This window comes from Bacillus sp. B28 (genome assembly GCF_029536185.1).
GTDB lineage: Bacteria > Bacillota > Bacilli > Bacillales > Bacillaceae > Bacillus > Bacillus halotolerans.
Genome location: NZ_CP120511.1, coordinates 2,945,036 through 2,965,919, shown reverse-complemented (window position 1 = coordinate 2,965,919; position 20,884 = coordinate 2,945,036). Strand labels below are relative to the sequence as shown.

The following is a 20,884-nucleotide window of genomic DNA, read 5'->3' as shown; positions in this document are numbered from 1 at the left end:
CTGAAGCCAGTCCTTTTTTACACAAATGACCATAAATCAGTTGATAAATAGCGTTCTCCGGTATCAGCTGTCATACAGACAACGACTTGATCAGGAGAGAGACGTTTGGCTGCTTCAATCGCCGCGAAGCAGGCAGCGCCTGAAGAAGGCCCGACGAGAATTCCTTCCTCCGCAGCAAGGCGTCTGGTTGTCGTATAAGCATCCTCATCAGTGATTTTGATAATTTCATCATATACATCTTGATTTAAAACTGGAGGAATGAAACCTGGGCTTGTTCCAACCAGCTTATGCGCACCCGGTTTTCCGCCTGATAATACCGGAGACCCCGCAGGCTCGACAACATGAACCAAAATATCCGGGAAAAGTTCTTTTAGCGCTTCACCGGTGCCTGTAATGGTCCCGCCAGTACCGGAAGAAGCGACAAAAGCGCCTAGCGGTTTTCCGATTTCTTTTATTGCCCGGGCAATTTCAAGAGCAGTTGTTTTTCGATGCGCGTCAGGATTTGCGGTATTATCAAACTGCATCGGAATGAAGCTGTTCGGAATTTGTTCGGCGAGCTCTTTTGCTTTTTTAATGCTGCCCGGCATTCTTTCCGATCCGGGAGTTAACACAACCTCTGCACCATAGGCTTTGAGGAGGTTGATCCGCTCCTTCGTCATTGTATCCGGCATGACTAAAATCGCTTTATAGCCGCGGGCCGCCGCATTCATAGCGAGTCCGATTCCGGTATTTCCGCTGGTCGGCTCAATGATAACTGAGCCAGGCTTGAGTAAGCCGTTTTGTTCTGCTTCTATGATCATATTGTAAGCGGCTCTGTCTTTCACACTGCCGCTTGGATTGAAAAATTCAAGTTTTAAATAGACTTGTGCTGCGTTTTCCGGCTGAAGCCGATTCAATCTCACAAGCGGTGTATCTCCTATAAGATCAGAAGTGTTTTCAACGATTTTCAACATTGTCATTCCTTTCTGAATAAAACAAGTGTCATATAATATCCTAACATAATAAACGTTTGCGCGAGAGTGTTTTCATATGCGGTTCCTCTATTCGCGCAGCGTCTTTATTGATAAAATAATAGCAGTCAAAGAAGGGAGTGTCAGACGGATGTCAGATATCCGGCCTCATTATTTCATCGGCGTGCCTATTCCGCCGGAAATTGCAAATCCGATTTACCAGGCTGCGAAAAGCGAGCCGGCGCTCACGTTTCAAAAATGGGTGCACCCGCTTGACTACCATATCACGTTAATTTTTCTCGGTGCGGCGGATGAAGCGCAAATCAAGCAGCTTGAAGGCTCGCTTGCCGAGATAGCTGTAGATGCCAATCCGTTTACAATTGAGTTTGACAAAATAGATGTGTTCGGAGACCGCAGGCAGCCGCGCGTGTTACATGTGGAGCCGAAGAAGAATACGGCGCTCGAAACACTGCGGGAGCATACAAAACAAGCTGTTCTTCAAGCAGGCTTTAAAGTGGAAAAGAGAGCGTATCATCCCCATATGACGCTGGCAAGAAAATGGACAGGCCAAAAGGGATTTCCGGCGCATGTCCCGTTTAAAAGCGGTGAGGTTTCAACGGCTATTGAACGATTTTCACTTTTTCAGACACACTTAAATCAATCACCAAAATATGAGGAAAAATACAAATTTCATTTAACTTAATTCATGCGGAGTGGAGAAACAAAATGGCACAAATCATCAAAATACATGATTATATATCGAGATATGAACTTGATCCGTACCATTATATGAATCAGTTTATACGGCTGAAAAAAGAGCGCTGGCTTTCACTATTAGAAGCAGCGGAGCGCCAGCATGAAGAAAGACAAGCCAGTGCTGAACAGCCGGAACCGGTGCAGAAACGGAAAAAATTTTCATTGAAAAGAAGAAAAAAAGAGATAGAAGCCGATATACAAGAAGAGAGACACCAATGGTTTGAGGAAGAAGACGATCTGAACGTAAGGCTGCCGAAGAGCAAGATGGCGCTTGCTTCCTTTTATAAAAGACATTTATATGAATTTCAGCTCAAATGGGCAAGCTCTACTCTTTCCGAGATGTCAAATCTGTCAAACCAGGTGAAGCAGGACCGCATTTTGCGTTTTCTGGCCCAGCAGCTTCCTGATTCTTATTTTATTATGTATAAGCCTGTGCTCAAAATTCAGCAGGCGGCAGTAGAGTTAAGCATAGTGATCATTTCACCTCTTGACATTTTTTGCGTTTCTTTTATAGAGGCAGAGGAAGACAGTGTGTACATAGGATCTAAACATCGTTTTTGGGAGAAGAAAACAGGCTCTCAGACTGAATCGGTATTAAATCCGGCGTTGAGTCTGTTTCGGACGGGATCTGTTGTGTCGAAGATCGTAAAGCAAAAAGGCGCTGATATTCCAGTATCGAAACTACTCCTGAGCAGAACGTCATACATCGATTACCCCGAGCCGCCGTACGGTCTGGAATTAGTGGACAAACGGGGCTTGGCGGAATGGATGGAGAGGCAGAAGAAAAACACTGCTCCGATAAAACATCATCAATTAAAGGCTGCAAAGGCTTTGTTGTCTTATTGCCTGTCAGACTCCTATCGCAGACAAGAGTGGCTGGAGTAAAGCAGAACGATTTGAGCGGTTTTCTCATAACATAAGCAGGTGAGAAAGATGAGCCAATGGTTTTTTATTATTAATCCGGCAGCAGGGCATCGAAAAGGCCTGCGTGTTTGGAAGTCGATACAAAAGGAATTACTGAAACGAAAGATTGAGCACCGCTCATTTTTAACTGAACATCCGGGACACGCCGAGGTTCTCGCCCGGCAGATTTCAACGATTCAGGAACATAAGCTGAAACGCCTGATCGTTATCGGCGGAGACGGAACGATGCACGAAGTCGTCAACGGGCTGAAAGATGTTGACGATATCGAACTGAGTTTTGTGCCGGCTGGCGCGTACAATGATTTTTCCAGAGGATTCTCCATTAAGAAAATAGATCTGATTCAGGAAATCAGAAAGCTGAAGCGTCCGTTAACGCGAACGTTTCATTTAGGAAGCGTTAATTTGCTTCAAGATAAATCGCAGGTTCTTTATTTTTTGAATCATATCGGAATCGGCTTTGACGCATATGTCAATAAGAAGGCGATGGAATTTCCATTAAAACGGGCGGTCCAGTTTCTGCGCCTCCGCTTTGTTGTCTATCCGCTTTCCCATTTGTACGCGTCGGCTACCTTTAAGCCGTTTTCGTTGGCTTGTACAATTGAAGGAGAGACACAGGAATTTCATCATGTCTGGTTTGCGGTCGTCTCCAATCATCCGTTTTACGGAGGCGGCATGAAGGCGGCCCCGCTTGCGAATCCGCGCGAACAGGCATTTGATATCATCATTGTTGAGAATCTGCCGTTTTTGAAAAAGTATTGGTTTTTATGCTTGATGACATTTGGAAAACACACCAAAATGGACGGCGTGACGATGTTTAAAGCGAAAGACATTACGTTTTACACGAAGGACAAAATTCCGTTCCATGCTGACGGAGAAATCATGGGTACAACCCCATTCCGTCTGGCATCGAGTCCCTCACCCTTACGGATCAAAACATAAACGTTTTTGGAGGAGAGAGATTCTGATGGTCAGTATCCAACGCAGCTTTGAAGCGTATGCCGATGAAATGAATATTATTACGGTTCTGATTCCTGCTGATCAAAAAGATACCTTTACGCCGCCTTTTCAGCTTGAGACAGATACAGCGGAAATTCCTCTGACAGTCAGTCAGGAATGGCAAATAGAAGGGAAATGCAAGTATGTATGTGTAGCTGAACAGCCGGTGACTTTCGGAAAAACGCATCATGTCAAAGCATCCGGCGGCGGAAAAACGGATCTCCAAATCGGGGCGGTTGTCAGGACGGATGCGTTTGATGCTGCATTTTATTATGACGGAGAGCTCGGAGCTGTTTACACTTCGGATTATACTGAATTTAAGGTATGGGCGCCTGCTGCGACGTCAGCTGCCGTCAAGCTGTCACATCCCGAGAAAAGCGGGCACACGCTTCAAATGACACGAATGGAAAATGGAGTATACGCTGTTACAGTGGCTGGAGATCTGCACGGTTATGAGTATGTGTACCGGATTTGCAACAATTTAGAATGGACAGAAACGGTTGATCCGTATGCAAAAGCTGTGACGGTCAACGGAGAGAAGGGTGTTGTGCTGCGCCCCGATCAAGCAAATTCGGCTCCTTCGCTTGCACCATTTTCAGATCCCGTTGATGCCATTATTTATGAGATGCACATCCGAGACTTCTCCATTCATGAAAACAGCGGTATGAAGAACAAGGGGAAATATTCTGCGCTTGCTGAAACGGACACCAAAACGAAAAATGGCAGTTCTACAGGACTTTCTTATTTAAAAGAGCTTGGCGTTACACATATAGAACTTTTGCCGTTAAACGATTATGCCGGAGTTGATGAAGAAAACCCACTTGCCGCCTACAATTGGGGCTATAATCCGCTTCATTTTTTCGCCCCGGAGGGAAGCTATGCCTCCAATCCTCACGACCCTCAGACAAGAAACACAGAAGTAAAACAAATGATTCACACCCTGCAGCAGCATGGCCTGCGTGTCATTCTGGATGTTGTTTATAACCATGTATACCAAAGAGAGCACTCGCCCTTTGAAAAAACGGTGCCCGGTTATTTCTTCCGGCATGATCAATTCGGGATGCCTTCAAATGGCACCGGCGTAGGGAATGACATCGCCTCAGAAAGGCGGATGGCAAGGAAATTCATTACGGATTGCGTCATGTATTGGCTGAAGGAATACGATGTCGACGGCTTCCGCTTTGATCTGCTCGGCATTTTAGATATTGAAACGGTTCTTCATATGAAAGAAAAAGCATCTGAGGTAAAGCCCGGAATCCTCCTCTTTGGAGAAGGCTGGGATTTGGCAACACCGCTGCCGCCTGAACAGAAAGCGACATTGGCGAATGCATCGAAAATGCCGGGCGTCGGTTTTTTTAATGATTCGTTTCGTGACGCTGTTAAAGGGAATACCTTTCATATCGCGGCGGCGGGTTTTGCCCTTGGGAACGGCGAACAAACGGAAACAGTCATGCGCGGGATTGCCGGATCTTCAGGATGGAAAGAGACAGCCCCGCTTGTGTCTGCGCCGAGCCAGTCCATCAATTATGTCGAGTCGCATGACAACCACACATTTTGGGATAAAATGAGCCTCGCGCTTCCTCAAGAAAGTGAGAGCCGAAAAAGAAGCAGGCAAAAGCTGGCGTCTGCAATCATTCTGCTGGCCCAGGGAGTGCCGTTTATTCACAGCGGACAGGAATTTTTCCGGACGAAGCAGGGGGTGGAAAACAGCTATCAATCCAGTGACAGCATCAACCAGCTGGACTGGTCGCGGCGTGAAACATTCAAGCAGGATGTTGACTATGTCCGCAGGCTGATTTCGCTCAGAAAAGCGCATCCGGCATTCCGTCTTACGTCATCAGCCGATATTCAGCGCTGCCTTGAATGTCTGGCTCTCAAAGAGCACCTTATTGTATACCGGCTGTTTAACCTCGGCGCAATCGACGAATGGGAAGAAATCATTGTCATCCATCATGCCAGCCCTGATTCTGTTACATGGCAGCTGCCGAAAGATAAGGCTTACCGCCTTCTATGTGATACTGACGGGTTTCGTGCTGATCCTGGAGAAATCAAGAAAGCGGTTGCTGTAAACGGCATCGGAACGGTTATCTTATTTTAGCACGAGATCTTACGAGTTTTGCTTGACGAAGTTTGTGCTATAGCGCTAAAATTTAAAAGACGGCTATTGATTAGCATATGAGACTCTCAATAGCTGTCTTTTTTATTTTTCATACGATTCGTACGAAAAAGGCATTCGCTGGATAGACTGAAGACGAATAGGCCTTTATTCTAAAATATTTTAAGAAATGATGGGTTGAACATTGATATGAACTGGTTGGGACAATTACTAGGTAGCGATTGGGAGATCTTCCCCGCCGGAGGAGCTACAGGAGATGCATATTATGCGAAACATAACGGGCAGCAGCTTTTTTTAAAACGTAATAGCTCACCTTTTTTAGCTGTTTTATCCGCCGAAGGCATTGTTCCTAAGCTGGTTTGGACAAAACGGATGGAGAATGGGGACGTCATAACGGCCCAGCACTGGATGACCGGCAGAGAGCTGAAGCCGAAAGACATGAGCGGACGGTCCGTTGCTGAATTGCTTCGTAAAATACACACATCAAAAGCCTTGCTGGACATGCTGAAGAGACTTGGAAAGGAACCGCTGAATCCAGGGACTCTGCTGTCTCAGCTTAAACAGGCTGTATTTGCTGTGCAGCAATCTTCGCCGCTGATTCAAGAAGGGATTAAGTATTTAGAAGATCATCTGCATGAGGTGCATTTCGGTGAGAAAGTCGTTTGCCATTGTGATGTCAATCATAATAACTGGTTATTGTCTGAAGACAACCAGCTGTATTTAATTGACTGGGACGGCGCCATGATCGCTGATCCGGCGATGGATTTGGGGCCATTGCTGTACCACTACGTCGAAAAGCCAGCTTGGGAGAGCTGGCTGGGCATGTACGGTATTGAGTTAACGGACGGCCTTCGGTTAAGAATGGCATGGTATGTGCTATCTGAAACAATCACTTTCATTGCCTGGCATAAATCCAAAGGAAACGATAAAGAATTCCATGATGCAATGGAAGAACTGCATATGCTGATGAAGCGGATTGTTCAATAATCAGGAATACGAATCCATTTCCTCTACCCATTGAGACAAGCTGCTCTGATGCTCTTGTATGTGTGAGTCGATGGATTTGGATGATATTCCTGATTGGCTGTATCGGTACACATCTTCCAGCACGTTTTTTAAGTGTGAATCGAGCTCGGTGTTTGCCATCAGCGATTTAATCACACGTTCAAGCTGTTCGTACTCTGCGACGGTTCCGCAGCAGTCCAATTGATGGTCAGTCAAAATGTCCTTCAATAGATCAACTTGATTCTCGTAATTTAAACCCATAAAACGGTACACATCCCTTCAGTATCTTACGGGTTAAATTGTTCAAAACAGGATGGTTTTATGCATGAGACACGAGTGTTCCGACAGACGGGAACCTCTTTTTTTATGTGAAGGCACACCTTTAAAAACAAGCTTGCGGGTCTTTTTAATTCATGGTATGTTGTTAGTCGAAATAATAGATAGAGGTGTCAATCATATGAGAATGCGCCACAAGCCTTGGGCAGATGACTTTTTGGCTGAAAACGCAGATATTGCCATCAGCAATCCTGCTGATTATAAAGGAAAATGGAATACAGTGTTTGGCAACAGCAATCCGATCCATATTGAGGTCGGTACAGGAAAAGGGCAATTTATTTCCGGGATGGCCAAACAAAATCCTGACATTAATTATATTGGTATTGAGTTATTTAAAAGCGTCATTGTGACAGCTGTCCAAAAAGTAAAAGATAGCGAAGTGCCGAATGTAAAGCTTTTGAATATAGACGCGGACACGCTGACAGACGTGTTTGAGCCGGGTGAAGTCAAACGGGTGTACTTGAACTTTTCTGATCCTTGGCCGAAAAACCGCCACGAAAAACGCCGTCTGACGTATTCCCATTTTCTTAAGAAATATGAAGAAGTAATGGGGAAAGACGGAGCAATTCATTTTAAAACAGACAACCGCGGCCTGTTTGAATACTCGCTGAAAAGCTTCTCGGAATACGGTCTGCTGCTGACATATGTCAGTCTTGATCTGCATAACAGCGATATGGAAGATAACATCATGACAGAATATGAAGAAAAATTTTCAGCACTCGGCCAGCCGATTTATCGGGCTGAAGTTGAATGGAGAGCGTAAAACAGACTCTGACACAGGAGTCTGTTTTTTTTATGCGCTGTTTGCTACGATGATGACAGGGGGGATGAAAATGGAAACGATGAAAATTGGAAACACGACGTTAACTTGGCTTGACGGAGGGGTGACTCACATGGACGGAGGAGCCATGTTCGGCGTTGTTCCAAAGCCGTTATGGTCAAAAAAATATCCAGTCAATGAAAAAAACCAGATTGAATTAAGGACAGATCCGATTCTTATTCAAAAGGACGGGCAAAACGTGATTGTCGATGCCGGTATCGGGTCCGGAAAGCTGACTGAGAAACAAAAAAGAAACTACGGTGTGACCCAAGAATCCAATGTGAAAACATCATTAGCAGCGCTCGGGTTAACAGTTGAAGATATCCACGTGATCGCCATGACACACCTTCATTTTGACCATGCGTGCGGATTGACGGAATACTCAGGAGATAAACTGGTGCCAGTTTTTCCAAATGCCGTTATTTATACTTCATCTGTGGAATGGAATGAAATGCGCCATCCGAATATCAGATCGAAAAATACCTACTGGAAAGAAAACTGGGAGGCGGTTGCCGGCCAAGTGAAAACCTTTGACGACACTTGCACGATAACAGAGGGGGTTACAATGCATCATACCGGGGGCCACAGTGACGGTCACTGTGTTCTTGTATGTGAGGATGCGGGTGAAACCGCGGTACATATGGCGGATTTGATGCCGACACACGCCCACCGCAATCCATTATGGGTGCTGGCTTATGATGATTATCCGATGACCTCTATACCGCAAAAGCAAAAGTGGCAGGCGTATGCAGCAGAAAAGGACGCATGGTTTATTTTTTATCATGATGCCGAATATCGCGCACTGAAATGGGACGGGGACGAAAGAATGATAGAATCACTCAAACGAAAGAAACAATAGCATATTTTCATGTTTACCCTGCATGATTTCCGGCTAATAAAGCAAACCTAGTACTAATTATGCTCAGAAAGGAAGAGGCAGGGTGAAACAATTTGAAGTAACGAACGAAGGAGACATTCAGACAACATTAAGAGGCCTTGAAGTACTCTCTGTTCCTTTTTTGAACAAAGGAGTGGCTTTTACAAACGAGGAAAGAAAAGCGCTCGGATTGAATGGCTTTTTGCCGCCGAAGGTCTTGACCATTGATGAACAGGCAAAAAGAGCGTACGAACAGTTTTCCTCACAGCCTGATGATTTAAGTAAAAACGTTTATTTGACAGCGCTGCACGATCGAAATGAAACGCTGTTTTACCGTTTGTTAAATGACCACTTAGGGGAAATGCTCCCGATTGTATACACGCCGACAGTAGGTACGGCCATTCAGAGATACAGCCATGAATACAGGAAGCCGAGAGGGCTCTATCTGTCCATCGATGACCCGGAAGGCATGAGAGAGGCATTTAAACAGTTTAAAGATAAAAGTGATGCCATCGATTTAATTGTCGCAACCGATGCTGAAGGAATTTTAGGAATCGGAGACTGGGGAGTCGGCGGTATCGCGATATCAATTGGCAAGCTTGCGGTATACACGGCCGCTGCGGGAATTGATCCGAGCAGAGTGCTGGCTGTCGTTTTGGATGCGGGCACAAATCAAGAGAGCCTCTTGAACGATCCGCTTTATGTCGGCAACCAGCATTCCAGAGTGCGGGGTGAACGCTATGACCAATTTATTGATGAATATGTCTCACTTGCGAGAGAGACATTCCCGAATGCATTGCTCCACTGGGAGGACTTCGGAGCGAAAAATGCGCGCAGCATCTTGAAACGCTATAAAGATAAAGTATGTACGTTTAATGATGATATCCAAGGTACAGGCGCTGTTTCACTGGCGGCAGTCTTATCCTGTGCAAAAGCATCAAAAGTCCCGCTGAAGGATCACAGAGTCGTGATATTCGGAGCGGGGACAGCCGGAATCGGAATTGCTGAACAGCTGCGGGAAGCATTGGTGCGCGAAGGGCTGAGTGAGGAAGAATCATACCAGCGATTCTGGTGCATAGACCGAAACGGGCTGTTAACAGATGATATGGATCAGCTTCTCGATTTCCAAAAGCCTTATGCCCGTTCGGCTGATGAAGTGAAGGATTATCAGCGTAACGGAGAAGGCGGGGGCATTGATCTCCTTGAAGTGGTCCGGCAGGCGAAACCGACGATCCTGATCGGGACATCTACGGTTTCCGGTGCCTTTACTGAAGAAATTGTCAAAGAAATGGCGTCACACGTAAAACGTCCGGCGATTTTGCCAATGTCGAATCCGACGACTCTTTCAGAAGCAAAGCCGCAAGATTTAATTGAATGGACGGAAGGCCGTGCGCTGATTACGACAGGAAGCCCGTTCCCGCCAGTGGAATATAACGGCGTAACATATCATATCGGACAGGCCAACAACGCACTTGTCTTCCCAGGGCTTGGGCTTGGAACGATTGTCACCAAATCAAAATTAATCACCGATGGCATGTTTGAAGCATGTGCCCGCGCGATCGCAAGTATGGTCAATGTCGGCATGCCTGGCGCGCCGATGCTTCCGAAGGTGGAGGATTTACGGACTGTATCGGCAACGGTTGCAGTTGAAGTCGCTAAAACCGCCATTAAGGAAGGCGTGGCCACTGAAGAGCCTGAGGACATCATTCAGGCTGTGCAGGACGCGATGTGGTATCCGGTATACAAACCAATTCGCGCGATATAATATAAAAAAGAGCCGCTGCATGGGCAGCGGCTCCTATTTTACGCTTGTCCGGTGTTAAGACGCGATTGTATCGATCACATCTACAATTCTCCCCGTTTTCGCATCCACCATCACTTCATATTGCTCTAGTTCTCCAAAAGCTGACCGTGTAACACCGGTCTTATACACCTGCACGGTTTCTCCATTCACATTGTAGGGCTCCGGCTGGGTGTAGATCCATGATCCATCAATCGGCCCCCGCTGTTTAAAAGCGGATTTTACGATACGAAGCGCTCTTTCTGAAGAAATATAAGGCTTCATCACATATTGCTTCACAACAACAGCCGTACAAATTCCAAGTCCTGCTCCTAAAAGAAGATGACGCAATTTCAAAATAAAGCACCTCCTGATTGATCGTACTTTCATTATACAGAAACCGCCAAATCCTGTTAAGTGATACGCGGCTCATTGAGCAGATTCAATCAGAGTGCTTGGAAAACAGAATTTTTTCTAATAAAATAAAAGAACTACATAGAAATGAGGGGAAAACATGAATCAAGAAACGAAAGCGCTTTTCCAAACACTGACGCAGCTTCCCGGAGCGCCGGGCAATGAGCATCAGGTCCGTGCGTTTATGAAGCAGGAGCTTGCCAAATATGCCGATGATATCGTTCAGGACAGACTGGGAAGTGTTTTCGGAGTCAGAAAAGGCGGAGAGGACGCGCCGAAAATTATGGTGGCTGGACATATGGATGAAGTCGGATTTATGGTGACATCCACTACAGATAACGGATTACTGAGGTTCCAAACGCTCGGCGGCTGGTGGAGTCAGGTGCTGCTGGCGCAAAGAGTGGAAATTCAAACAGATAACGGCCCGGTTCCGGGGGTTATTTCAAGCATACCGCCGCATCTGTTAACAGATGCTCAGCGAAACCGTCCGATGGATATCAAAAACATGATGATTGATATCGGAGCGGATGATAAGGAAGACGCCATCAAAATCGGCATTAAACCGGGCCAGCAAATTGTCCCTGTATGCCCGTTTACCGTTATGGCGAATGAAAAGAAAATATTATCAAAAGCGTGGGATAACCGGTATGGCTGCGGATTGAGCATTGAATTGCTGAAGGAATTGCAAGGAAAAGAACTGCCGAATACGCTTTACGCTGGCGCAACCGTTCAGGAAGAAGTTGGCTTAAGAGGCGCGCAGACAGCGTCTCATATGATCAAACCGGATTTGTTCTTCGCGCTTGACGCCAGTCCGGCTAACGATATGAGCGGTGACAAAAATGAATTTGGCCAGCTTGGAAAAGGCTTTTTGCTCCGCATTCTTGACAGAACGACAGTCATGCATCGAGGAATGAGAGAATTTGTTCTGGATATGGCTGAAAAGCATCAGATTCCATATCAATACTTTGTTTCCGGCGGCGGAACAGATGCAGGCAGAGTGCATATTTCAAACAGCGGCGTTCCGTCAGCAGTTATCGGAATCTGCTCCCGCTACATTCATACAAATGCGTCTATTATCCATATTGATGATTACGCTGCGGCTAAAGAAATGCTGATAAAGCTCGTAACTGCCTGTGACAAGCAGACAGTTGAAGCAATTAAAGAAAATATGTAAAATCTGGAGAAAAAGCTTGTTGAGCAAGGCTTGTAAGCCATGTCGACAAGCTTTTTTCTTATTTTGTTTCAAATACATAGGAAAGTGCTTTAATGGCTTGGTTCACCGTTTCAACAGTCATATTCGCTTTGTTTGAAAGCTCTTTTAATGGGTGGTGGAGCGATTCAGGACGAATGATGATCAGGGGTTTGCCTTTTGCGATGGCATAGGAAGCATCCATCGCTGTGTTCCATTGTTTATACTTTTCGCCAAACAAGGCGATTACAAAGTCGGCTTTATTCATCAAGACGGCAGTTCTGAAGTTATTGATATCAGAGGCCTTGTCGTCCTTATAAACTGCGTTTGGCTGAGCGCCCATGATTTCTTCTCCGATATTGTCTGAACGGTCGTGATGCTCCATCGGACCGACAAACGTAATCGGCAGCTTCAGTGACTTCGTTTTCTCCTTTATTTCCTCCCGCCAATTGCTGTGGATTTCTCCGGCTAAATAGACGATAAACTCCAAACTGGATCCCTCCTTATGTATGACCATTTGTCAATTTTACCTTCATGTAAAAGATGTTAAACGAAACGTGCTTGATAATGCAAATAAAATATGATAATGATAATGGGAAAGCTTATCTTACATATTCATTCGTTGCATATAAGTGGTTTTGCCGCAAGCAGTTTGGTATGATCCAAATGGACGAGTATCGATAAACTAACATGTAAGAACATAAACAACTGGAGGGATATCCGATGAAAAAAATCGAGACAACGCAAGAATTGGAAAAAGCGGTAAAGGATGATTGGGCAGTATTTATGTTTTCTGCCGACTGGTGCCCGGACTGCCGTTTTGTAGAGCCTTTTCTTCCGGAATTGGAAGCAGACTTTCCTGAATTCACTTACTACTATGTAGACCGCGACAAATTTATTGATACATGCGCAGAGTGGGAGATTTACGGCATTCCAAGCTTTGTTGTGTTTAATGAAGGAAAAGAAGTGAATCGTTTTGTGAGCAAAGACCGCAAAACAAAAGAAGAAATTGAACAGTTTTTAACTGACTCTCTCGCAAAAGCGTAAAGGAGGATATCCGGTTTGAAAATGACCTCAAGGAAGCTGTCAGACATATTGAAACAGCGCCTTCAGCACGAGAATCGCTCCTTTTTATTTGACAGAGAAAAAGACACCCTCCGTGTTGAGGATGAAACAACTAAAAAAGGAATTACGCTCGACCTGCCGCCGATTATTGCAAAATGGGAACTGAAAAAAGACGAAGCCATTGACGAGATCGTTTACTATGTATCAGAAGCCATGACAGCTATGGAAGGGAAGTCGCAGGAAATAACCGGGAAGGAAAGCCGCATTTATCCGGTCATCCGCTCAACCTCTTTTCCGGACAAGTCCAGCGAAGAGATTCCGCTTATTTATGACGATCATACCGCAGAAACAAGAATTTACTATGCGCTTGATCTGGGCAAAACCTATCGTTTAATTGATCAGCGCATGCTGGAGAAAGAAAACTGGACAAGGGAGCGGATCAGAGAAACGGCTGCGTTTAACCTCCGCTCTCTGCCGACGGTTGTCAAAGAGGATACAGTTGCCGGCAATCTCTTTTACTTCTTCAGAGCAAACGACGGTTACGACGCCAGCCGGATTCTGAACGAAGCGATTTTAAATGAGTATAAACAAAATGCTAAAGGTGAGCTTGCGATCTCTGTTCCGCATCAGGACGTTTTGATACTTGCTGACATTCGGAATGAATCAGGGTATGATATTTTAGGACAAATGTCGATGAGCTTCTTTGCAGGCGGCACCGTTCCGATTACGGCGCTTTCTTTCCTGTACAATGAAGGAAAGCTGGAGCCGGTGTTTATCTTGGCAAAAAGCCGTCCGAAAAAGGATTAGAAAGGATTTTTTACTTATGAACGCTTTTTATAATAAAGAAGGTGTGGGAGATACACTTCTGATCTCTCTAAAAGACGTAACGCGCGAGCAAGTAGGCTATGAAAAACACGGCGACGTCGTCAAAATTTTCAATAGCGAAACAAATGAAACGACGGGTTTTAACATCTTTAACGCGTCTTCATACTTAACCATTGATGAAAACGGCCCTGTTGCCCTTTCAGAAACATTCGTTCAAGATGTGAATGAAATGCTAAACAGAAACGGCATTGAAGAAACATTAGTCGTTGATTTATCGCCAAAGTTTGTTGTCGGATATGTTGAATCAAAAGAAAAACATCCGAATGCGGATAAATTAAGCGTATGTAAAGTCAACGTAGGAGATGAAACGCTTCAGATCGTTTGCGGCGCGCCTAATGTTGATCAAGGTCAAAACGTTGTCGTTGCCAAAGTCGGCGCTGTAATGCCGAGCGGACTCGTCATTAAGGATGCTGAGCTTCGGGGCGTACCGTCGAGCGGAATGATCTGCTCCGCAAAAGAGCTTGCATTGCCTGACGCTCCGGCTGAAAAAGGAATCCTTGTATTAGAAGGAGACCATGAGGCTGGAGACGCATTTCAGTTTTAGACTCCCATAAACGCGCCGAAAAAATCGAATCATGTAAAAAAAGCCGCTAAGCCCTTGTTTAGCGGCTTTGTTTTGCTGAAAGCTTAATCTTTTCTGGGCCGACAAGCAGTGGTATACTAAAAATCGTCCCAGAAAACTATAAGGGAGTTAGAGATGAATTATGAGTTGGCTTCATAAATTTTTTGATTTGTTTTTAGGAGAGAGTGAAGAGGACGCTGAACGGGAGACAAAACCTGCTCAAATTCCGAAACAGTCAGAATCGCATCACTCCGAAGGACAATTAAAACGAATGGAAGATCCTAAAATATATTACGAATATCCTAAAGGCAAGTTCCGTTTTCCGGTTGTGCCTGACGGATACCAAAAAAATGATTTGAGAAGGCGCCGCCCGCCATCGGAGGAACCGCAAGCGGAGCCTCGTTCGAGCGCTGCTCAGCACAGAGACCGTACAAATAATGAAAAAGAGCATCATACATATGAAAAATCAGAGCCGGCCAAGAAACCTTTTAAACCGACAAATATACCTTCGCCTGTATATGGATTTAATCAAAAACCATCTGTGAAAAAGGACGTGCCGAAACAATCTGCGGGAAAAAAAGGTGTGCAAAAAAAGCCGGAACCTGCAGAAGAGAAGGTAACGCTGCTTTCAGAAGAAATCGAACGCGAACGCAGCTATCCGATGCCGGACCGGCCGCCGCAGCAACAGAAGAAGGAGCCTCTCTTTTCATATGACCGATTCGAAGAACAGCCTTCTGGCGTCCTAAAAAGCACGAATGAAACAATGGCAAAGCACTCCGCAGAGGAGCTGTCAGACAAAATGGCACCAAAAGCTGCTGAGATGCGGTCAGAAGAAACAAAACAAATGAATATGCAGCAGGAAGAATCCTTCTTGCGCGAAGAAAAATCTTGGGAAGAGACTGTGACAGGTGCCGAAATGGAAGCAGAAAAGCTGTCAGGTAACGAAGGATATGCCCGCGAAGAAGCTGTTCCAGAAACTGCTGACACCGCCTCAACTCAAGCAGAACAAACGGAAAACCAAGAGCATTTCTTACCCGATGAGCGATATGGGGAAGAGGCTGTGACAGGTGCTGAAACTGAGGCAGAAGAGCCGTCAGCCAACGAAGGAAACGTTCGTGAAATTCCAGAAACTGCTGACACCATGTCAGCCCCAGCAGAAAAAATGGAATTCCATGAGCTTGAAAAGCCTTTTTTGCATAATGAACGATACGAGGAAGAGACTGTGGCAGATGCCGGGCAAGAAGCAGAGGAACTGTCAGACAGCCATACAGCTGCTCACGAAGAAATCATTCCGGAAGCTGCATCAGCTCAAGTGATAGAGGAAAACAGCCAGCCTGAAGCAACCGCGGCCCAGATAAATGACTATCCAGAACCAGAACATAGCACAGAAGAGGATTCTCAATCCCATTCTGCGGCGGATGAAAGCCGGGAGGAAGAAGTTTCTGCGGGTGAAAGACGCACGGCCCCAGCAGAACAGCAGAACAGAACCGAGAAGTCGGGTAACAATCCTGAACGAAGTCCAGCACTTCAGAAGGGACCGTCTGTTCCTTTTAATGTTATGATGCTGAAAAGCGATGCGCATAAACAGCAAAAAGCAGGGGAGCGCCGCGGAAGCTATGTGTTCCCAAATGTCGCACTGCTCGATGTGCCGCCAGCACAAGTTCAGGACGATTCTGCGTGGATAGAAAACCAGTGTCAGCTGCTTGATTTAACTTTGAAAAACTTTAACGTTCGGGCCAATGTGGTACATGTAACGCAAGGGCCGTCAGTCACAAGATTTGAAGTACACCCTGAACCGGGTGTAAAGGTGAATAAAATCACCAACCTGTCTGATGACATTAAACTCAGCCTGTCCGCCAGAGATATTCGAATAGAAGCGCCGATTCCGGGGAAAAACACGATCGGAATTGAAGTGCCGAACCGCACGAGCAAGGTGGTTGATTTGCGCCAAATGATTCGCAGCTCTGCTTTTAGGACGAGCAAGTCACCGCTTACGGCAGCACTTGGATTGGATATTTCGGGGAATCCTGTTGTCATTGATCTGAAGAAAATGCCGCACGGTCTTATTGCCGGAGCTACAGGATCGGGAAAAAGCGTGTGTATTAATACGATTTTAGTGAGTCTGCTTTATAAAGCTGATCCGAGTGAAGTGAAGGTGCTGCTGATTGATCCGAAAATGGTAGAGCTTGCGCCTTACAACAAAATTCCTCATCTCGTCAGCCCTGTCATTACCGACGCCAAAGCGGCTACAGCTGCTTTAAAATGGGTCGTTGAGGAAATGGAGCGCCGCTATGAACTGTTTGCCCATTCCGGTGTTCGCGATATTGACCGTTTTAATCAATTAACCTCAGATCACCAAACGGGCGAAAAATTGCCGTATTTAGTTGTGGTCATTGACGAGCTTGCCGACTTGATGATGGTAGCTCCAAATGATGTAGAAGAAAGCATTGCCCGGATTGCTCAAAAAGCAAGAGCCTGCGGAATCCATTTGCTAGTCGCGACTCAGCGTCCGTCAGTCGATGTCATTACCGGTCTGATTAAAGCGAATATCCCGACGAGAATTGCGTTTTCTGTCTCCAGCCAGGTTGATTCCCGAACAATCATTGACATGGCTGGTGCGGAAAAACTTCTCGGCAAAGGAGATATGCTCTTTTTAGAGAACGGTTCTGGAAAACCGGTGCGTCTTCAAGGCAACTTTGTATCGGACCGGGAAATTGACCGTGTCGTTTCCCATGTCAGAAACCAGCTGCCGCCAGCTTATTTATTCGAACAGGAAGAATTGGTCAGACAAGGCTCTGCCTTAAAGGAAGAGGATGAGCTGTTTTATGAGGCGTGCGAATTTGTTGTTGAGCAAAACAGTGCAAGCACGTCAAGCCTGCAAAGAAGATTCAGAATCGGATATAATCGGGCTGCAAGGCTGATTGATATGATGGAAGCGGAAGGTATGATCTCTGAGGCAAAAGGAAGCAAGCCTCGAGAGGTGCTGATCACTGCAAGTGATTTAATAAACGAATAATATAGGTTCATTTTCACAGCAAACATGGTATGATAATGGATAGAGCATTTAACAGCTATGCCGCTTTACAGCAAATGGGCATAGAAATCGTGATATTCAGGTTTAATCGGAAAGAAATAACCGGATACTGAACATAACAAAAAATATAAGGATACGCCGTCAGGCGGCTTTTCAGCCGCCGCGGTCGCAAATTGAAATGAACGTCATATACTGGGGAACAGATAGACGTTTGTTGGAGGTACAATTATGACTGTTTATCATTTTGTTGGAATAAAAGGGACGGGTATGAGTCCGCTTGCCCAAATACTTCATGATAATGGATATACTGTCCAAGGATCGGATATCGAAAAATTCATTTTTACACAAACGGCGCTTGAAAAAAGAAACATCACTGTTCTTCCTTTTAGCGCGGATAACATCAAACCCGGCATGACAGTTATCGCTGGAAACGCATTCCCAGACACGCACCCTGAGATTGAAAAAGCGATGTCTGACGGAATTCCGGTGATTCGTTATCATAAGTTTTTAGGTGACTACATGAAAAAATTCACCAGTGTCGCGGTTACTGGTGCGCACGGTAAAACGTCGACTACGGGGCTGCTGGCTCACGTCATCCAAAACGCAAAACCGACGTCTTTCTTAATCGGGGACGGAACAGGCCAAGGAAATGAAAACAGCGAATACTTCGTATTTGAAGCGTGCGAATACCGCCGCCATTTCTTAAGCTATCAGCCTGACTACGCGATTATGACGAATATTGATTTTGATCATCCTGATTACTTCTCAAATATTGACGATGTGTTTGACGCTTTTCAGGAAATGGCTCTTCAAGTTAACAAAGGCATTATTGCCTGCGGGGATGATGAGTATCTGCCGAAAATCCATGCAAATGTGCCTGTCGTTTATTACGGCACAGGAGAAGAAAATGATTTTCAAGCGAGAAACATCGTAAAAAGCACAGAAGGGACAACTTTCGATGTCTTTGTCCGCAATACATTCTATGACACATTTTATATTCCTGCGTACGGCCATCATAATGTATTGAACTCATTGGCGGTCATCGCGTTGTGCCATTATGAAGAAATTGACGCCAGCGTTATTAAACATGGCCTCAAATCATTCGGAGGCGTCAAACGCAGATTCAATGAGAAACAGCTCGGAAACCAAGTGTTAATTGATGATTACGCTCATCATCCGACAGAAATAAAAGTGACGATTGAGGCGGCAAGACAGAAATATCCTGATCGTGAAATCGTTGCGGTATTCCAGCCACATACATTTACGCGGACACAGCAATTCCTTGATGAATTTGCTGAAAGCCTGAGCGGGGCAGACTGTGTGTATTTATGCGACATCTTCGGGTCAGCCCGGGAAAACGCAGGAAAGCTGACGATCGGCGACCTGCAGGGAAAAATTAATAATGCCAAGCTGATTGCAGAAGATGATACATCTGTTTTAAAAGCTCATGATAAAGCCGTTCTCATCTTTATGGGAGCAGGAGATATCCAAAAATATATGAGAGCCTACGAAAACGTCATGGCATAATAAAAAGCAGTGATTTCACTGCTTTTTATTTATCTGAAGAGACATCCTCTTAAAGGATTTTTCAAATGTAATGGAGAATAATATGTATACAGCCCAACAGATATGTTTATGATTTTACAAATCGGGTAAACAGCAGTATATCCTGCAGCAAGGAGGTTTAAGATGATTATCATTCTTTATTTAAGCGTTGCACTTATCGCAGTAGCATTTCTCGTTTTAGTGATCTATTTGTCTAAAACACTAAAGTCACTGCAGCTGACATTAAAACATGTTGCATCCACGCTCGAAGGGCTGGAGGGACAAATGAAAGGCATTACCACTGAAACTGCCGAGCTTTTACATAAGACCAACCGCTTGGCTGAAGATATTCAGGAAAAATCAGAAAAGCTGAACACGGTCGTTCATGCTGTTCAAGGGGTGGGAACCTCTGTGCAGCAGTTCAATACATCAATGAAGCAGGCGGCAGGGTCTGTATCGGCATCAGTGAGAGAAAACCAAGATAAAATCAATCAGGTTGTCACCTGGAGCCAAGCAGCAATGGAAATTTGGGAGAAGTGGAAGCGAAAGAAATCAGCTCTTTAAGAGAGAAAAACACTTTGAGGAGGAATAATGATGAGCAAAGATGGAATTAATAGTAAAGATTTTTTAATCGGTACTTTAATCGGAGGAATCATCGGAGCCACCACTGCGCTTTTCCTAGCACCTAAATCTGGGAAAGAACTACGCGACGATCTCGGAAATCAAGCTGTTGCTCTGCGGGATAAAACAGATAAAATGACGGCAGACGCAAAAGAAAAAGGCACACAATATGTCAGCATTGCAAAAGACAAAACATCTAACATCACACAGCTTGTTGCCGATCAGTCAGGACAGATCATGAACAAGGTCAAAGATTTAAGAGACCGTTCAAAATCTGCAAATACCGAGTCATCATCTGCTATGCAAGATATGAAAAACGAAGCAATGCAGGCGGCTGACGAAGCAAAAGATCAAGTCCTCCAAACGAAAGAAGACGTAAAAGACGAGCTGAAAGATGCACAAAAACAGGCCGAGCACATCAACCGCTGAGCCCGGAAGGAGCAGACTTGACTAATGGCAAAACAGCTAATTCAATCTGAGGAAGAGTTTAAGCGTATTGCAGAAAAGGAAGGCACATTCTTGTTTTTTAAGCACAGCTTAACATGCCCGATCAGCCAAGCCGCATTTCAAGAATTTAATGCCTTTGCAAATCATCATGAAGAAGTGCCGGCTTACTATCTGCAAGTACAAGAGGCACGGCCCCTGTCAAATTTCATCGCAGAAACATACGGAGTCAAGCACGAAAGCCCTCAAGTTTTCGTGATCCAAAGCGGTGAAGTAAAGTGGCATACCTCACATTCACAAATTACAGAAGCGGCGATTGAGCAGCATCTGTCCTAAAAAAAAGCGTCCAGATATGATCTGGCGCTTTTTTTTTGAAAAAAACTATTGATCATTTTCTTCACATCATGTACGATAGCATCATACATTACTTTATCACTTAAAAGCGTTTGGGTAATAAAGTAGACTTTTTTAAAAATTTTGTATTTCAGTATTTCCATTTGGTTTTACTTATAGTAAGATGCATGTTAACTACAAAATAAAAAATGAATGTGCAGGGAAAGGATGA

21 protein-coding genes and 1 pseudogene are annotated in these 20,884 nt (G+C 45.0%); 18 read left to right on the top strand and 4 right to left on the bottom strand.

What is annotated here, in order from left to right:
• Positions 1 to 17 precede the first annotated feature (17 nt).
• On the bottom strand, positions 18 to 953 hold the full coding sequence (cysK, locus tag P3L57_RS14755) for a cysteine synthase A (RefSeq protein WP_029441392.1): 936 nt from the start codon (positions 951 to 953) through the stop codon (positions 18 to 20).
• 148 nt (positions 954 to 1,101) lie between these two features.
• Between cysK and thpR the strand changes: the two genes are divergently transcribed.
• The 5 genes and pseudogenes from thpR (at position 1,102) to P3L57_RS14730 (ending at position 6,729) form a co-directional block, all read left to right on the top strand.
• On the top strand, positions 1,102 to 1,653 hold the full coding sequence (gene thpR / locus P3L57_RS14750; RefSeq protein WP_059291818.1) for an RNA 2',3'-cyclic phosphodiesterase: 552 nt from the start codon (positions 1,102 to 1,104) through the stop codon (positions 1,651 to 1,653).
• A gap of 23 nt (positions 1,654 to 1,676) precedes the next feature.
• Positions 1,677 to 2,591: a hypothetical protein gene (locus P3L57_RS14745; protein WP_069487051.1), complete on the top strand. Its 915-nt coding sequence runs from the start codon at positions 1,677 to 1,679 to the stop codon at positions 2,589 to 2,591.
• A gap of 48 nt (positions 2,592 to 2,639) precedes the next feature.
• The gene (locus tag P3L57_RS14740) at positions 2,640 to 3,569 is read left to right on the top strand and encodes a YegS/Rv2252/BmrU family lipid kinase (protein WP_059352182.1); all 930 of its coding nucleotides are present in this window, start codon (positions 2,640 to 2,642) and stop codon (positions 3,567 to 3,569) included.
• Positions 3,570 to 3,594: 25 nt separating this feature from the next.
• Positions 3,595 to 5,750, top strand: a pseudogene (gene pulA, locus P3L57_RS14735) (type I pullulanase).
• 181 nt (positions 5,751 to 5,931) lie between these two features.
• Entirely contained in the window at positions 5,932 to 6,729 is a 798-nt protein-coding gene (locus P3L57_RS14730) for a phosphotransferase family protein (RefSeq protein ID WP_044156691.1), read from the top strand.
• On the opposite strand, the gene P3L57_RS14725 is transcribed toward P3L57_RS14730, so the two are convergent.
• Positions 6,730 to 7,008: a YtzH-like family protein gene (locus tag P3L57_RS14725; RefSeq protein ID WP_024122528.1), complete on the bottom strand. Its 279-nt coding sequence runs from the start codon at positions 7,006 to 7,008 to the stop codon at positions 6,730 to 6,732.
• A gap of 196 nt (positions 7,009 to 7,204) precedes the next feature.
• Here P3L57_RS14725 and trmB point away from each other — a divergent pair, with 196 nt between their 5' ends.
• The 3 genes from trmB (at position 7,205) to P3L57_RS14710 (ending at position 10,545) form a co-directional block, all read left to right on the top strand.
• Positions 7,205 to 7,846, top strand: coding sequence for a tRNA (guanosine(46)-N7)-methyltransferase TrmB (trmB, locus tag P3L57_RS14720; RefSeq protein ID WP_044153822.1), 642 nt, complete (start codon positions 7,205 to 7,207; stop codon positions 7,844 to 7,846).
• A gap of 70 nt (positions 7,847 to 7,916) precedes the next feature.
• Positions 7,917 to 8,762 carry a YtnP family quorum-quenching lactonase gene (locus P3L57_RS14715; RefSeq protein ID WP_059291822.1) on the top strand — a complete coding sequence of 282 codons (846 nt, stop codon included), beginning with the start codon at positions 7,917 to 7,919 and terminating at the stop codon, positions 8,760 to 8,762.
• An 82-nt stretch (positions 8,763 to 8,844) separates the two neighbouring features.
• Positions 8,845 to 10,545 (top strand): NAD-dependent malic enzyme, encoded by a 1,701-nt coding sequence (locus tag P3L57_RS14710; RefSeq protein ID WP_044153824.1) that lies wholly within the window; start codon positions 8,845 to 8,847, stop codon positions 10,543 to 10,545.
• A gap of 54 nt (positions 10,546 to 10,599) precedes the next feature.
• On the opposite strand, the gene P3L57_RS14705 is transcribed toward P3L57_RS14710, so the two are convergent.
• Complete coding sequence (locus tag P3L57_RS14705) at positions 10,600 to 10,917, bottom strand: PepSY domain-containing protein (RefSeq protein WP_010331516.1); 318 nt, start codon at positions 10,915 to 10,917, stop codon at positions 10,600 to 10,602.
• A gap of 157 nt (positions 10,918 to 11,074) precedes the next feature.
• On the opposite strand from P3L57_RS14705, the gene P3L57_RS14700 reads away from it, so the two are divergent.
• Entirely contained in the window at positions 11,075 to 12,148 is a 1,074-nt protein-coding gene (locus tag P3L57_RS14700) for a M42 family metallopeptidase (RefSeq protein WP_069487053.1), read from the top strand.
• A gap of 58 nt (positions 12,149 to 12,206) precedes the next feature.
• On the opposite strand, the gene P3L57_RS14695 is transcribed toward P3L57_RS14700, so the two are convergent.
• Positions 12,207 to 12,653: a YtoQ family protein gene (locus tag P3L57_RS14695; protein ID WP_024122523.1), complete on the bottom strand. Its 447-nt coding sequence runs from the start codon at positions 12,651 to 12,653 to the stop codon at positions 12,207 to 12,209.
• A 77-nt stretch (positions 12,654 to 12,730) separates the two neighbouring features.
• On the opposite strand from P3L57_RS14695, the gene P3L57_RS14690 reads away from it, so the two are divergent.
• The 9 genes from P3L57_RS14690 (at position 12,731) to ytxJ (ending at position 20,655) form a co-directional block, all read left to right on the top strand.
• The gene (locus P3L57_RS14690; protein WP_125825412.1) at positions 12,731 to 12,847 is read left to right on the top strand and encodes a hypothetical protein; all 117 of its coding nucleotides are present in this window, start codon (positions 12,731 to 12,733) and stop codon (positions 12,845 to 12,847) included.
• A 39-nt stretch (positions 12,848 to 12,886) separates the two neighbouring features.
• Positions 12,887 to 13,210: a thioredoxin family protein gene (locus tag P3L57_RS14685; RefSeq protein ID WP_010331513.1), complete on the top strand. Its 324-nt coding sequence runs from the start codon at positions 12,887 to 12,889 to the stop codon at positions 13,208 to 13,210.
• A gap of 15 nt (positions 13,211 to 13,225) precedes the next feature.
• Positions 13,226 to 14,035 carry a DUF1444 domain-containing protein gene (locus P3L57_RS14680; RefSeq protein ID WP_024122522.1) on the top strand — a complete coding sequence of 270 codons (810 nt, stop codon included), beginning with the start codon at positions 13,226 to 13,228 and terminating at the stop codon, positions 14,033 to 14,035.
• 16 nt (positions 14,036 to 14,051) lie between these two features.
• Complete coding sequence (gene ytpR / locus P3L57_RS14675; protein WP_044153826.1) at positions 14,052 to 14,657, top strand: YtpR family tRNA-binding protein; 606 nt, start codon at positions 14,052 to 14,054, stop codon at positions 14,655 to 14,657.
• Positions 14,658 to 14,817: 160 nt separating this feature from the next.
• A complete protein-coding gene (locus P3L57_RS14670) occupies positions 14,818 to 17,691 on the top strand; it encodes a DNA translocase FtsK (RefSeq protein ID WP_069487054.1) in 2,874 nt (957 codons plus the stop codon).
• A 246-nt stretch (positions 17,692 to 17,937) separates the two neighbouring features.
• Positions 17,938 to 19,236, top strand: coding sequence for a UDP-N-acetylmuramate--L-alanine ligase (murC, locus tag P3L57_RS14665; RefSeq protein WP_024122519.1), 1,299 nt, complete (start codon positions 17,938 to 17,940; stop codon positions 19,234 to 19,236).
• A gap of 162 nt (positions 19,237 to 19,398) precedes the next feature.
• A complete protein-coding gene (locus tag P3L57_RS14660; protein ID WP_024122518.1) occupies positions 19,399 to 19,818 on the top strand; it encodes a DUF948 domain-containing protein in 420 nt (139 codons plus the stop codon).
• Positions 19,819 to 19,848: 30 nt separating this feature from the next.
• Positions 19,849 to 20,304: a YtxH domain-containing protein gene (locus tag P3L57_RS14655; RefSeq protein WP_044153829.1), complete on the top strand. Its 456-nt coding sequence runs from the start codon at positions 19,849 to 19,851 to the stop codon at positions 20,302 to 20,304.
• Between the two features lie 24 nt (positions 20,305 to 20,328).
• Positions 20,329 to 20,655 carry a bacillithiol system redox-active protein YtxJ gene (gene ytxJ, locus P3L57_RS14650; RefSeq protein ID WP_069487055.1) on the top strand — a complete coding sequence of 109 codons (327 nt, stop codon included), beginning with the start codon at positions 20,329 to 20,331 and terminating at the stop codon, positions 20,653 to 20,655.
• Positions 20,656 to 20,884 lie beyond the last annotated feature (229 nt).